14 protein-coding genes (1 of these 14 running past the window's edge) are annotated in these 13,127 nt (G+C 48.8%); 10 read left to right on the top strand and 4 right to left on the bottom strand.

The window, feature by feature from the left end; all coding sequences use genetic code 11:
- Nucleotides 1-333: 333 nt before the first annotated feature.
- On the top strand, nt 334-1,956 hold the full coding sequence (locus PQG83_RS14960) for a sigma-70 family RNA polymerase sigma factor (RefSeq protein ID WP_312742650.1): 1,623 nt from the start codon (nt 334-336) through the stop codon (nt 1,954-1,956).
- A gap of 84 nt (nt 1,957-2,040) precedes the next feature.
- On the opposite strand, the gene PQG83_RS14955 is transcribed toward PQG83_RS14960, so the two are convergent.
- Nucleotides 2,041-2,715, bottom strand: coding sequence for a pentapeptide repeat-containing protein (locus tag PQG83_RS14955; protein WP_312742648.1), 675 nt, complete (start codon nt 2,713-2,715; stop codon nt 2,041-2,043).
- A 1,018-nt stretch (nt 2,716-3,733) separates the two neighbouring features.
- Here PQG83_RS14955 and PQG83_RS14950 point away from each other — a divergent pair.
- Nucleotides 3,734-4,435 (top strand): DUF2628 domain-containing protein, encoded by a 702-nt coding sequence (locus PQG83_RS14950; protein ID WP_376753532.1) that lies wholly within the window; start codon nt 3,734-3,736, stop codon nt 4,433-4,435.
- Here the strand turns inward: PQG83_RS14950 and PQG83_RS14945 are convergent.
- On the bottom strand, nt 4,432-5,352 hold the full coding sequence (locus PQG83_RS14945) for a hypothetical protein (protein ID WP_312742643.1): 921 nt from the start codon (nt 5,350-5,352) through the stop codon (nt 4,432-4,434). The genes PQG83_RS14950 and PQG83_RS14945 overlap by 4 nt on opposite strands.
- A gap of 62 nt (nt 5,353-5,414) precedes the next feature.
- Here PQG83_RS14945 and PQG83_RS14940 point away from each other — a divergent pair, with 62 nt between their 5' ends.
- From PQG83_RS14940 to PQG83_RS14920, 5 genes are all read left to right on the top strand, one after another.
- On the top strand, nt 5,415-6,020 hold the full coding sequence (locus PQG83_RS14940; RefSeq protein ID WP_312742641.1) for a 2,3-bisphosphoglycerate-dependent phosphoglycerate mutase: 606 nt from the start codon (nt 5,415-5,417) through the stop codon (nt 6,018-6,020).
- 91 nt (nt 6,021-6,111) lie between these two features.
- On the top strand, nt 6,112-6,501 hold the full coding sequence (locus PQG83_RS14935; protein ID WP_312742638.1) for a hypothetical protein: 390 nt from the start codon (nt 6,112-6,114) through the stop codon (nt 6,499-6,501).
- Between the two features lie 64 nt (nt 6,502-6,565).
- Nucleotides 6,566-6,859, top strand: a complete 294-nt coding sequence (locus PQG83_RS14930; protein WP_312742635.1) for a hypothetical protein — start codon at nt 6,566-6,568, stop codon at nt 6,857-6,859.
- Between the two features lie 188 nt (nt 6,860-7,047).
- The gene (locus PQG83_RS14925) at nt 7,048-7,968 is read left to right on the top strand and encodes an Mrp/NBP35 family ATP-binding protein (protein WP_312742633.1); all 921 of its coding nucleotides are present in this window, start codon (nt 7,048-7,050) and stop codon (nt 7,966-7,968) included.
- Between the two features lie 49 nt (nt 7,969-8,017).
- Nucleotides 8,018-8,791 carry a PCP reductase family protein gene (locus PQG83_RS14920; RefSeq protein ID WP_312742630.1) on the top strand — a complete coding sequence of 258 codons (774 nt, stop codon included), beginning with the start codon at nt 8,018-8,020 and terminating at the stop codon, nt 8,789-8,791.
- A 152-nt stretch (nt 8,792-8,943) separates the two neighbouring features.
- Here the strand turns inward: PQG83_RS14920 and PQG83_RS14915 are convergent, their stop codons facing one another.
- Both PQG83_RS14915 and PQG83_RS14910 read right to left on the bottom strand, forming a co-directional pair.
- On the bottom strand, nt 8,944-9,582 hold the full coding sequence (locus PQG83_RS14915) for a Maf family protein (protein ID WP_312742627.1): 639 nt from the start codon (nt 9,580-9,582) through the stop codon (nt 8,944-8,946).
- Entirely contained in the window at nt 9,583-10,746 is a 1,164-nt protein-coding gene (locus PQG83_RS14910) for a tRNA dihydrouridine synthase (RefSeq protein ID WP_312742624.1), read from the bottom strand.
- Nucleotides 10,747-10,936: 190 nt separating this feature from the next.
- Here PQG83_RS14910 and PQG83_RS14905 point away from each other — a divergent pair, with 190 nt between their 5' ends.
- From PQG83_RS14905 to PQG83_RS14895, 3 genes are all read left to right on the top strand, one after another.
- Nucleotides 10,937-12,016: an LOG family protein gene (locus PQG83_RS14905; protein ID WP_312742621.1), complete on the top strand. Its 1,080-nt coding sequence runs from the start codon at nt 10,937-10,939 to the stop codon at nt 12,014-12,016.
- 98 nt (nt 12,017-12,114) lie between these two features.
- Nucleotides 12,115-12,987, top strand: a complete 873-nt coding sequence (locus PQG83_RS14900; RefSeq protein ID WP_312742618.1) for a DHHA1 domain-containing protein — start codon at nt 12,115-12,117, stop codon at nt 12,985-12,987.
- Nucleotides 12,988-13,020: 33 nt separating this feature from the next.
- Nucleotides 13,021-13,127 carry the start of a rhomboid family intramembrane serine protease gene (locus PQG83_RS14895; RefSeq protein ID WP_312742615.1) on the top strand. The gene runs 610 nt beyond the window's last position, so the window shows 107 of its 717 coding nt (coding positions 1-107); the start codon lies at nt 13,021-13,023; its stop codon lies off the right edge, out of view.

Here is a 13,127-nt window from a genome sequence, read left to right as displayed (position 1 = left end):
TGCTGAAGGTTTTGTCAGCTTCCTTGACAAACCATTACAAGAAAAATCGAGAAAAACGTAGATACTGACCATTCTTTGACATGCAGTCTCTCAAAGGTCGTAAGCCGCCTCGACGTTTTCAATGAGGGCTTCCATCTTATAGGGATTATGTTCTTCATTATTGGAAAGGTGTCAGCGGTAACGATAATCAATGTGCAGCATACGACAAAGCTTTTTCAGTGGCACTCCCTTTGCTGATTCATAGCAGGTGATCAATAAGGTTCCCGGGGTACCAATGCCTCTTAACCACATGGTCAGATGATCTGAGAACGTTCAATTGAAGGGAGACCAGCTATGAGCCCATCGGTATCGGAGCAGAAACCTTCCTGGAATGGTTCCATTAAACGAGTGAAAAAACAGAACCGTCATCCTGTCTTGTCCGGCGGCGGCTCTCCTGAAGTGGACCGTTCGTCAGGAATGAGTGACAAGCAACTCCCCCTATACCTAAAGGAAATAGGGCAAGTGTCATTACTTGACCGGGAGGGCGAAGTTCGTTTGTGCAAGAAAATTGAGGAAGCCCGGCGAAGTATGTTGGATATTCTATACTCACTCCCTATGACCTTGGACTATCTACAGGAACAACGCATGCGTTTGTTGAATGGCGAAATCCTGGCAAAACATATTGTTCAAAAGGAAAAAGAAGGTGATGCGGAGACTGAATCGGAGGAAGAACCTGACATTCCGGATATTCAAACCGAACAGCAAGAAGATGAAGAATTTCGTCAACGGGTAATTCAGCAACTGAGCCAACTTTGTCATTGTGTTCAATTCATGATGGCCAAGGAAAATGCATCTGCATGCAAGCAAGGCGGTTCGGCCTCGATGCAAGCCCGAAAAAAATTATGGCAAAGTCTTGAAGGAGTGAATTGGCATCCTGCATTTACCAAACAGGTGGAAAGCCGCATACGGGCAACGGAACGCCAACTCACCGAAGTTTTGAACCGATTAGGAATATCCCCTCAAGATATTGTTAATGGAGATGAGCGAACACGTGAGGCGGGTCGCAATTCTCTATCCTCCACAAACCATGGACTTGAGATAACCTCGGGTTCCCATCGCTCAACCCTGGAAGCTGGAGAACACCTCGTATATTTGGAGCAAGAAGTTTTGCGCCTGGGCTTTTCAGAATTCCTCGCCCGGGTTCGGCGCTTGGATCAAGCGAAAATTCGCCTGCACTTCGCCAAGGAAGCGATGTTGGAGGCAAACTTACGCCTGGTGGTTAGTGTTGCCAAGCGTTATGTGAATCGAGGCCTCGATTTACTGGACCTCATACAGGAAGGCAATATCGGACTGATGCGTGCAGTGGACCGTTTTGAGTATCAACGAGGCTATAAGTTCAGCACCTATGCGACGTGGTGGATTCGGCAGGCGGTAACGAGGGCCTTGGCCGATCAATCCAGAACCGTGCGGATTCCGGTGCACGTGTGTGATGTGCTGACTCGAGTGCGACGAACGCTGGACCGTTTAGCGGTGCAATTGGGGCGTGAACCGAAATTGGAGGAACTCAGCGGCGCGGTGGATATCCCATTGGATAAATTGTCCACGATGTTGGAAGCGACAAAAGGTACTCTGTCGCTCGAAACTCCCATGGGCGATGAAGATGGTTCGCCGCTCTCTGATCTCTTGCAAGATCCTACAGCCGTTTCTCCATGTTATTCAGCGGAACGGGTGGATCTCCAGGAAAAAGTGACTTCCTTGTTAAGGACTTTAACGCCTCGGGAGGCACATATTATTCGGCGACGCTTTGGTATTGGAGAGCTTGAAGATGCTACTCTTGAAGAGATCGGTCTTGAATTCTCTGTAACCCGAGAACGCATTCGCCAAATTGAGGAACGGGCCTTGGCCAAATTGCGTGAACCCCAACGGAATGTGGTCTTGCGCAATTTTTTTCAACCATCCGGTCCAGCCTTAGATTAGCAGGATTGATACTTTTCGTGAACGTGGCATGTCGACCCACGTAGGCGACTGATTTCCGAATTGGAATAATATTTTGAAAGCCTCTTAAGGGAAAAGAGGATCCCCAGAGGGTGGTGAAGAATCCGTCATTGGAGAATTGTAAAAACCAAGACTACTCTGGAAATTAGCGCCGGTAGTCTGGGCATTGATGAAGGTTGTTCCATTGAGATTGGCCTGCTGAAAATCACTCTCATGCAGGTCAGTGTCCCGAAAATCAGCCCAAGAGCAGTCCGAGGAAAAAAAATTACCCCCCCGAATTTGTGCACGAACGAAGGTAGCGCCGCGAAGCGTGGCATGTTGGAAGTCGGTTCCTTGAAGTTCCGCTTGTTGGAAATCCGCCCATATCAGATCGGCTTGTGAAAAATTCGCCCAGGCTAATTGGGCACTTCTGAAACGGACACTTCGCAGATTGGCTCCTTGAAAATTTGCGCCACGCAAGTTCGCTCCCTCAAAATTCGCCCCAGGGAGGTAAGCTTCTTGAAAATTGGCATTCCGAAGATCCTGGTGGCGAAAATCGGCCTCCCGGAGGTCAATCTGAAAAAAATCTTGAGAACTTGGTGGAGTGGTGTGGGTAGACTGGGCATCTTCAGGTGGTCCATTTTCCCTGATTCCAGCTTGCAGGGAGCGTCTCCAGTTCCTATGTGTGTGGAGAAGAAGTGCCCGGTCCTCTTCAACCTCGTTAAGGGCTGGCTTTAATGGACTATCTTCAGTCGCTGCCATGGAGAAACGCCACGAAAAGACAACAGAAAATAAAAAATGCGTTAAAAGGGGACATTGGCCTAAAAGGGCATGATGAAACCTTAGCGAAAATGACAACAAGGGTCCAGTCCAAAATGAGGGCCTGAAGGCATCAAGGAAACCTAATGATGGTATACAAATACTACGACCCTGTGGGGCAGGAAACATGAATCGAAGATACTCAAAAATATTTCAGTGATGCACATCGCAAGTATTGGACATGTGGTGAGGTGATATGGAATTGATCTTAATTCTATTATGGATGGTCGTCGTGCTTCTGAGCTATCAACTATGGGTAATACGGAAAACACATGGTTTAATTTTGCAGCTACTGAAAGAACTTTCTGATCGTTTTCGAGGGGGGATTAGGAGTGGTGGACGTCAGAGCGCTGAAGACCATTCAAGCTGAATTTGTTCGTCTGGAGCAGCAGGTTTATTTCAGGAAGGTTTTAGGGGTCAAAGCCCGGGAATACTTTCAGCAATTTCAAGAATGTATTCAAAAAGGAGAACCATCTGTTAATGGCCTTGCATCCTTTGAGGGTTCAGTTTCTCACATTGACAGGTCCGTCCCTCGACCCAGGTCGATCATGTGGAAAGGCCTTCGGTTTACACTCAGCGATTCAATTTGGTTTCAAATGGGAGTGGTTTCGAACGAAGATGTTGAGGATGATCAAGTCCAATCCATGGTGCAAGGGCCATTTTGTCGTGGGTGTTTGAAGCGATGGGTGGGAAGGGTTCCGGCTCAGATTTCATATGTTCCAGCGCAATGCCACAATTGTGGATTATCCTGGAGCATACATGAGCTGGATGATCCAGAAATGCCCCTTCGCGATCTCAAGAGAATGGTGTATGACATGCTTGATCAAAAAGTGAGAATGAGTCGAAATGTTCAATGCTAAGTCTTGATGATTAGGTGAGGAGGATTCAGAGGCTGTCGAGTGATCTTCAGCTACCAGACAGAACTTGTGCGGGTGTAGTTGGGATGCTATAAACGACCACTATGCGACCTTGTCCTTCTTGTTCACAAGAGAATCCCGATACAGCGAACTTTTGTTTGCAGTGTGGACAAGCGCTTGGTTCACCTTCCTTAGAAACTGCGGCAGAGGCCAATCCTGAGGGTCTTGGGACCAGGACTCCTCCCACTCAATCCCAATTATGGGAAACGTTCATCGGTCCGAGTAAATCCATTCAATTTTCCGTCAAGACCGGGTGGGTGTGGCGCTCGGCTTTTTTGTATTACAAGGAAAAATTTGAGAATATTGAGACCCCTCAAGGTCCACGATTCGTCCTAAGTTGGAACTGGCCCGCCGCGTTGTTTGATTCGTTTCTTTGGTTTTTATATCGCAAAATGTACCTATTTGCGCTGTTATACGCTGTTGCCCCAGCTCTCGCCATATTTATGACTGGGGATGTGATGGTGGGAATTGTATCGAGACTATTGGCCGGAGCCAGCGCGAATTACTTGTATTACTGGCATGTGAAAGACAAGGTGCAGAGAATTATGGCAATGCCCGGTCTTGATGATACGAGTCGTGCTCACCTGATTCAGGAAGAGGGTGGCGTGCAACCTTACGTCCTCTGGTTAGGGGTGGTTTTGCATGTGTTGATGCTTGGCCTATTGGCTGCGGCGATTGTTCAAGGGCCTCCGGTGCAGGATCCTCTTGGGGGAACGGAAGGACGTCCTTCTCAAAAATTCTTTTAAGAGAGAGAATTCGGATATTTGCTGGCTGGAGGGATCTGGGATTCGTTTGAGGCGGTCTGCCAATTGAACCACGCTTGGAACCATTCATAATCAGATTGATATGCGGTAGATTTGGCGTCCCCTTGTTGGCCCTTTTCCGTCAAGAGTGTGTAGGTCCTGGGCCAATTTTTTGTCCACCAGGATTTAAGGGCCTCAGGTGTGGAGGGCTGATCGTCTGACTGAAAAATATTTGCAGCATCAACAAGCTGGGCGATAAGCTTCCAAGCTCGATCTTTTCCCAAACCCAAATTTCGAAAATGTTCCCGTAATAAAAAGACTACCCACAATTCCGCACTGTGTTTTTTGTTGTGTTTAAATGGTTGTGTTTGACGCAGGGGAATCGGGTCAAAGTTTTTAATGATTGAGGTATAATCGGGGCCCCCATATTCTCCGACCACTTCTGCAATGCCCTCTAACATATTGGCCAATTCGACCTCAACTTCTGATCGAGGGGAGTCAGCGGGCCTATCAAGCGGACTAGGTGTCGTGAGCATATCAATAACGGGCTTGAGTTCTCTGAGGCGACCAACTGCAGCCTTGAGGATACGTTCCGACTCCAACCAATAGTCGGAATCGTTTTTTGCAGTTCGTTCCTGTCCTGCGGGGGGAAGGACCGCGGGAATCCAATGCCTGATGAGTGTAAATAGGATATAGTCCAGATCTCCGCCTTCCTGAGCTGCACGGTCCAAGGCGTTTTGCGGCCCAAGACCTTGGCAAAAAAACTGTTCTGTTCGATCTGCGACGCCGTGTCGGCCAGCCAAAGCGGTCCACCAGCGTGCGAATTGTTCCCATTTATGTTCGTCAGAGGCCATATCGCTTCGAAAGAAGGTAAAAAATTCCTGGTCATGGTACGATTCGGTGCCGAGCAATGCAAGCAAGAATAGGTCACCTAACAATGTTGAAGAGGCAATCACGAAAGGGAGCGAGGGAGGAGAACTAGATGGCTCAGTTGGTGTTAATTCGTCATGGTGAATCTCAGTGGAATCTGGAAAACCGTTTTACGGGCTGGGTCGATGTCCCATTAACTGCTAAGGGGGAGCAAGAAGCTCGCGATGCGGGTATGAAACTTAAGACGTTTCGATTTGATTGTGCATTTACCTCAGTGTTGGTACGCGCCAAGGAAACCTTACGATTGGTTCTGGAGGAAATTGGGCAGACGACGATTCCCGTAGAGGAAAACAAAGCGCTGAATGAGCGGATGTATGGAGAATTGCAGGGGCTTAATAAAACAGAAACGGCACAAAAATATGGCGACCACCAGGTCAAAATTTGGCGGAGGAGTTTTGATGTGCCTCCCCCAGGGGGTGAAAGCTTGAAGGATACGGCCGAACGAGTTCTTCCCTATTATGAAAATCGAATCCGGCCGGCCCTTTTGGCAGATAAGACGGTCTTAGTCGTGGCCCATGGCAATAGTTTGCGGTCATTGGTTATGCAATTAGAGCATTTGTCCAAGGAAGCTGTGCTTGAATTGAATATTCCGACGGGAGCGCCATTATGGTATGAATTAGACGCATCAGGGGAAATAACTGGTCATCGGTATTTGTAAGTGAGCCATAGCGCCTTGCCAATGTCTCTCAAGCGCAATTTCAAAGAATCGTTTCGCATAGAAAATTGCCTTATTCCTGCTTGGTTGAATCATGGTGGTCATTTTTCTTTTCTTTATTGCAGGGTTGTGGATGGCCGATGGTGTGGCCTTGTTAGTGGCGCCGGAACGGATGATTGCCACACTGCGACAGTCGCTGATTGTGGCACCAGGGTTTATAAAATGGGGTGGCGTTGCAGCTTTATTAGGCCTTGTTTTGTTATTCGGAACCAAAGGACTGCCTTACCAACCTCTTTGGATGGTCGTGGGCCTAAGTATGGTCGCGAAGGGCGTTTTCTTGTATGCCGGACCAGATCGTTGGCGGTTGCGGATCGTTAAATGGTGTTTGGAACGGGATGTGGTCGATTATCGCATCTGGGGGCTGGGGTTATGTGCCCTTTCTGTCTTGCTATTAGATGCGTTGGGCTGGGGACAAGGACTGTAGGGGAGTGGAATGGCGTGGACAATCTGATCCAGCTTTGCCAAAAGCAGGATGACAATGAGGGCATATGACGGATTTTGACCGTGAGAAACTGTGCGAAACCTGGCAGGTTCATCAATCTACCGATTGGCCAGACGGGTTGGGAAGTCATGAAGGGCAACTCATGACGTTAGATACAGTCATTGGTGGATGTTTGACCTATTACTTTGAGGAGCATCACCTAGATGAACCTCGAATTGAAATCTTACGTGATTGCCTTGCTGATCTGGAAATTATTGTCCCGGAATTATCTGAATCCACCCGTGATTATTTCAGTCGATTGCGATTTCTTGGCATGACCCTTCTTCAAGATTTTTCATAAACCATTTTCCAACTGATCTTTCTTCCCGGTCATTTTTCGTTGCCCACCGAAATGAGCCTCTTTATGGGCGGTTCAGCCTTACTGGAATTCATGGGGTTGGTTTTTTGAGTGGTTTGACGCTGGAAAAAATGCTGTGGTACCGTGGTTTCTGGTTTCTACCTATTGCCTTTCACAGTTAGGTGCAGACAATGAGTCAACAAAATGACCTGAAAACGATTCTGAATAAACTCCATTATTCTGACGACGCCAAGGTGGTGGAGCAGATTTCTGCCCAGACCAAACTGGTCATGGCCCGTATGAAAGGTATTCGCCGCAAGGTGGTAGTGATGAGCGGCAAGGGCGGGGTGGGGAAAAGTATGACCACCGTGAATCTGGCGTTGGCCTTCGCGCGAATGGGTCAACGGGTGGGATTATTGGATGTGGATATTAATGGGCCCTGTGTTCCTCAAATGCTGGGGATGCGTGGTAAGGGTTTGCTGGATACCCCGGAAGGGGCAGTGCCGCCGACTGGTCCATTAAATATCAAGGTTGCGTCGATGGATTTTCTCCTACAAGAAAACGCCCCGGTGCGGTGGAAAGGTCCCATGGACCTCAGCCCGGTTTGGTTGGGCATGACCGAAATGAATGTGATTCGGGAGTTTCTCTCCGACATGGTGTGGGGGGAATTGGACTATTTGCTGGCCGACCTGCCCCCGGGGGCGGCAGCCGATAAGCCACCCCTCTTGGCGGGACTTATTCCTGATTTAGCGGGGGCGGTGGTGGTGACGACGCCATCCGAGGTGGCTTCGAATGTCGTCCAAAAATCCATTGCCTATGCCCAGGAACTGGGTATTGAGATTTTGGGGGTGGTCGAGAACATGAGCCAGTACCGGTGTCCATCCTGCGGAGAAGAAAGCCCCTTGTTTGAGGGGGATACCGATTCCATGTGTGAGGCATTGGGTTTGCCTCTTTTAGGACGTATTCCCTTTGATCGGAATTTTGCCCGCACCTTTGATAAGGGGGAACCGATCCTGGAAGGGGACAATCCCACTTCGGCGAAATATCAGGATATTGCCAAAAAAGTTCATACATTGTTGGATTATCAACATGTTTTAGACGGGAAAGTGTAACGTCTCGAAGCGATCGTTGGCCTTCGCCGACGTTCAGAAGGGAAGCGATATGAAATTTGTCTGCCTCAAATGCGAAACCTATATGACTTTTGAAAAAGTCGAAAAACCGGCTGAAGGCTCTCTTGGGGTCTTTTTTGAATGCCCCTCTTGCCAATCGCGGTTTTCGATGGTGACCAATCCCGGCGAAACCCAGATGGTCTCCTCTTTAGGCGTCCAGTTGGGGGGGAGAACCGAAGCATCCAAACCTTTGGAAATGACCCGGGGCGGGCTAGAGGATAACGTTTCGGCGGGCATGGGACAGATGGCTGCCTATTTGAATGAGAAAATTCAGAGCGGCAAACCGGCTGCGGATCCTGCGGCCTCGGGTGCGCCAGCTACTGCCAGTGCACCAGGGACCACTTCGGAAGGCGGAGGATGTCCGTTTTCGGCCATGGTTGCTCAAATGGGTTTGGGCTCGACGGGTGCCACAGGAACTCAAGCCCCTCAGGCTGTGGATCAATTGCTTTGGACTCCGGATGCTCAGGAAAAACTAGCCAAACTGCCATCTTTTGTGCAGCCGATGGTCAAAAGCAGTGTAGAGACCTATGCCCGGAAGAACGGTTTTACCACCGTGACCCTTCAGGTGATGGATGATTCCAAGAATGCCTCTACGGAAGGGATAAAGTGGACACCGGAGGCGCAGCAACGGTTGGATAATATTCCCGACTTTATTCGCCCCATGGCGAGGCGGGAAATCGAACGTCTGGTCAAGGAACGGGGTCAGTCGGAAATTACGGCCCAGGTGATGGAAGAGGCCAAAGAAAAATTTATGAAGTTTATGTAGCCCAAATTCACAAACGGGTTTATAAAAAAGGCGGGACTCACCGAGTCCCGCCTTTTTTTATTTCTCTACATTCTACCCATAACAACATTTGCGGCTTCCTCGATATTTTTTTCCTGGAATCTCAATATAGTTTATGCGGGGACGAAACCCCGCTATAAGAAATCCTTCCAATTCGCGTATGGTTTTGTTCGGTAAATCTCTTCTGCCTTTACGGGCAGTTCAACTCCAGCCTGCTCAAGGAGTTGAGCTAGCTTCCCAAGTGGCAATCCCACCACGGTGGGATAATCTCCCTCAATTTTTTCTATCAAATACGCTCCTTTTCCTTGAATGGAATAGGCGCCCGCTTTTCCCAGGCTGTCCTGAGTCTTCAGGTAGGATTGCAAGTCGGCATCTAAAAATTCCCTGACCCAGACTTTGACGGTTTCTACGTACATTTCTTTTCGCCCATTAGCCCTTGCTACCAAGGCCAACCCGGTATGGACGAGATGACATCGACCGCGCAAGCTCCTCAGCATGTGGTGGGCATCTTCAAGGTTTGCCGGTTTGCCAAGTATCTGACCATCTAATTCTATAACAGTATCGCTGCCGATGACGAGGCTGTCGGGATAGTGACTCGCCACGGATTCGGCTTTTTCAATGGCAAGGCGTCGTACATGATTGGCGGGTGACTCCTGGCCGAGAACTTCTTCATTGATTGAAGGCGAAATGATTTCAAAGCGGAGCCCCAAGAGGGTCAGCAGTTCTTTTCGACGAGGCGATGAGGATGCCAGGATGAGGTGAGGATCGGGCATTTAGGGGGCAGTGATGGTGACCGGTATTTCCATGTCCTGGTTGTCCAGGGTACGGGCTTGGTACTTGTTGACCAAATTGATCACATCTGTCGTGGAATGGGTACGGACGAGTTGTGCGCGCATCGCTGCAGCATAGGGAAAGCCCGAACAATACCAACCTAAGTGTTTGCGCATGCGTACGAAACGATCTGGCCCATGGACCCGTTCAAACAAAGAAGCATGTCGGATCATGATCCTGAATTTTTCTTCCAGGCTTGGAACATGCTGCGGAGGATTACGGAATTGTCCGGTCTGCAACATTTCTCGTATCTGTTGAATCCCCTGAAAAACCCATGGATTGCCGAGTGAGCCACGGCCAATCAACACGCCGTTTACGCCTGATTCCCGAATGCGGGCAGCGGATTCTCCCAGACTCTGAATATCGCCATTGCCCAGGACAAGAATGCCATGCGGCTGGATTCGGTTTGCGGCTAGGGCGATCGCTTCCCAATCAGATTGTCCCCGGTACATTTGCGATAGCGTGCGGCCGTGAATGGAGATGACCTCTGGGCGTCCCTGGATAAGACAGGCGCTCCATTCTTCGATCATGTTCCGGTCGAAGCCAATGCGGGTTTTGACGGATAACGGAATGGCTTTGCGAACTGGGGAGTGGTGAAGCTCGGTCTGGAGCTGGCCAATGGCTTCTAATGCTTTGGGCTTCATCCCGATTTGATTTAGGGGTTGGCCGGCGGTCCAATCCTGAATGCCTTTTCTTGCCATCTCTATCAGTTCCAGCGCCAAATTTGGAGTGCGAATTAATCCGGCGCCACTTCCCGAGGATGCGACGTTTTTCGAGGGGCACCCCATATTGATATCCAACCCATCAAACCCCAACTCACAGACCACATGGGCCGCTTGGTAAAATAAAGCAGGTTCCTTCCCATAAATTTGGGCAATGACGGGACGCTCCGCTTCCGAGTATCGCAGGCTGTCGAGGGCCTTGAGTCTACCGGAACAGATGTCATGGACGTTGGTAAATTCCGTAAAGACCACATCAGGTTTTCCATGAATTGCCACTATGTGGCGGAAAGCCGAATCAGTGACGCCATCCATGGGGGCCAATCCAATAATTGGTTGAGGGAGAGCCCGCCATAGTGTGGATTCGGTCTGAGGGTAGTGAGTCATGGGATATGGAATGCAATCGGGTGCTTGAGTTTCAGGTTTATTTAACCGAAAACGTCTAGGTGTTCCTTTAAATCTAAATCTTACACCTTTAATCCTGACACAGCGGACCGACCAATTGACAGGAAGCTTCTGGGAAAGTCCAGTTGGGACATAATTTGTTTTTGTCGTTGGTGAATTTGGAGGGTATTAGATGTCATTACGTAGAAATGCAACTTTGAAAGCGCCATCTGATACAAAACCTTTTAGAAATACCATAGTGTTGGAAGAGGAGATTGTACGCGAAATCAAAACTCTTTGGACAGGACCTGATACGGATGTGCGAACGGCCCTATTAAAAGAAATGGTCGGCAGTGTCGTCGGGCTTCGTGATTTGGATACGGATGTCATAGATGTCAAAATTCTTCATCGAGCTTTAAAAGAGCTTCGCCACTCCTTTCGGGTATTTCGGCAATATCGCGAGGTGAAGAAAGTCAGTATTTTTGGTTCAGCCCGGACCCCAGGGGATGATCCCAACTATAAGTTGGCTTCCCAACTTGGGAAACTCCTCAGTCAACGTGGCTTTATGGTGATCACGGGGGGAGGGCCCGGGATTATGCTAGCCGGGAATGAAGGGGCTGGTCGGGACAATAGTTTTGGAGTAAATATCATGCTGCCTTTTGAGCAAGCCCCGAATGCGATGATTGCAGATGATAAAAAACTTGTACATCTCAAGTATTTTTTTTCGCGAAAATTACTGCTGGTGAAGGAAAGCCATGCCGTCGCCCTTTTCCCTGGAGGATTTGGGACTTTAGATGAGGCGTTTGAGGTGTTAACGCTGATTCAAACGGGGAAAACGCACCCGATTCCCGTCGTGTGTATCGAATCCCCTGGGGGCGATTACTGGAAGCAATTGATGGAGTTTTTTGATCAGCAACTCTTGTCTCGTGGATTTATTAATCGATCCGATTTAGCACTCTTTAAAATCGTGTATTCTGCAGAGGAAGCGGTTAAGGAAATTCAGCAATTTTTCCGGGTGTATCATTCTCTACGAATTGTGAAAAATTCGATGGTTATTCGTATTCATCAACAGCTCTCCCAGGCGGAGATGGCCCAGTTGAACCAGGAATTTTCGGACCTCTTGGCCGATGGCCAGTTTCAGCAAGTTGAGGCGTTGCCAGAGGAATGGGATGAACCCCACATTTCCCACCTGCCACGTCTGATGTTACATTTTAATTGGAAGGAGTTGGGTCGTCTTCGGCAATGCATTGATTGGCTAAATGCCCGAGCATGAGCCATATAGGCATTTGGTAAAATGCATTGAGGGTTTGTCCGGATTTATTGAAAGCTGATAAGCTCAGCCCGAGAGGCGAGATGATAATGACAAAACCAATGACAAAATTTGATGAAATGCCCAACCAGAATCCTCCTGACATAGTATTGTATCATGCCGATTGTATGGATGGATTTGGCGCAGCGTGGGCTCTCTGGAAACGATTTCCGCAGGCTCGCTATGTTGCGGTTAAGCATGGGAATCCGCCTCCGGATGGGTTGCAAAACCATCATGTGGTGATGGTTGATTTTAGTTATCACCGCGAAACCATATTGGAATTGGCAGATCAAGTGGCCAGTCTTTATATTTTAGATCATCATATTACCGCGCAGGATTCTCTGAAGGATTTGCCTTTTGCATATTTCGATATGCACCGAAGTGGCGCGGTCCTGGCATGGGAATGGGCCCACAGGCAACCGGTTCCCTGGCTCCTCCAGTATGTGCAGGATAAGGATTTGTGGCAGTGGCAACTTCCCGGTAGTCGTGAAATTAGTGCGGCGCTGGCGTCATACCCTTTTGGATTTGAACGTTGGGAATCTCTTCAATTTGAAACATTGAAGGTTGAAGGGACAGGTATTTTACGATCCGAAAAGGCATTGGTTGAAAAGATGGCAACGGAATTCACCATGGTGACGTTTGCGGGACATATGGTTCCGGCCGTTCATTCAGCCGTGCTAACCAGCCAAATAGGGGAGCATCTCTCTGAGAAGCATCCATTTTGTCTCATTTGGCATCAAAAAGATGGCCGCCGGTATTTTTCCCTTCGGTCAAAAGCCGGAGGGATTTCCGTGGCTGATATTGCAGCCAAATATGGTGGAGGCGGGCATACCCATGCTGCCGGGTTTTCTATCTCTTTAGACGGTAATTCCCAGAATTTCCTTAACCCCGTATTCGGTTTGCCTGAATTTTCTCCCGCCGCTTCTCGGTTCTGATTATTTCAAGAGAATCTTCTTGAGGGTGCATCCATGATTCCACTTCGGGATGACAATCCTACTGAAATTACACCTGTGGTGACGGTGGCGTTAATTGTCTCCTGCAGTATGGTGTTCCTGTATGAGACCTCTCTCTCGAT

Source organism: Candidatus Nitrospira neomarina, assembly GCF_032051675.1.
GTDB classification, from domain to species: Bacteria; Nitrospirota; Nitrospiria; order Nitrospirales; family UBA8639; genus Nitrospira_E; species Nitrospira_E neomarina.
Note: the sequence above shows the minus strand (reverse complement) of the source record. Positions and strands in the feature narration are given on the sequence as shown.

Bases quoted from the DNA above. Each gene is read 5' to 3' on its own strand.
- PQG83_RS14960 (WP_312742650.1), top strand. From the start codon at position 334: ATGAGCCCATCGGTATCGGAGCAGAAACCTTCCTGGAATGGTTCCATT.
- PQG83_RS14955 (WP_312742648.1), bottom strand. From the start codon at position 2,715: ATGGCAGCGACTGAAGATAGTCCATTAAAGCCAGCCCTTAACGAGGTT.
- PQG83_RS14950 (WP_376753532.1), top strand. From the start codon at position 3,734: ATGCGACCTTGTCCTTCTTGTTCACAAGAGAATCCCGATACAGCGAAC.
- PQG83_RS14940 (WP_312742641.1), top strand. From the start codon at position 5,415: ATGGCTCAGTTGGTGTTAATTCGTCATGGTGAATCTCAGTGGAATCTG.
- PQG83_RS14935 (WP_312742638.1), top strand. From the start codon at position 6,112: ATGGTGGTCATTTTTCTTTTCTTTATTGCAGGGTTGTGGATGGCCGAT.
- PQG83_RS14930 (WP_312742635.1), top strand. From the start codon at position 6,566: ATGACGGATTTTGACCGTGAGAAACTGTGCGAAACCTGGCAGGTTCAT.
- PQG83_RS14925 (WP_312742633.1), top strand. From the start codon at position 7,048: ATGAGTCAACAAAATGACCTGAAAACGATTCTGAATAAACTCCATTAT.
- PQG83_RS14920 (WP_312742630.1), top strand. From the start codon at position 8,018: ATGAAATTTGTCTGCCTCAAATGCGAAACCTATATGACTTTTGAAAAA.
- PQG83_RS14915 (WP_312742627.1), bottom strand. From the start codon at position 9,582: ATGCCCGATCCTCACCTCATCCTGGCATCCTCATCGCCTCGTCGAAAA.
- PQG83_RS14910 (WP_312742624.1), bottom strand. From the start codon at position 10,746: ATGACTCACTACCCTCAGACCGAATCCACACTATGGCGGGCTCTCCCT.
- PQG83_RS14905 (WP_312742621.1), top strand. From the start codon at position 10,937: ATGTCATTACGTAGAAATGCAACTTTGAAAGCGCCATCTGATACAAAA.
- PQG83_RS14900 (WP_312742618.1), top strand. From the start codon at position 12,115: ATGACAAAATTTGATGAAATGCCCAACCAGAATCCTCCTGACATAGTA.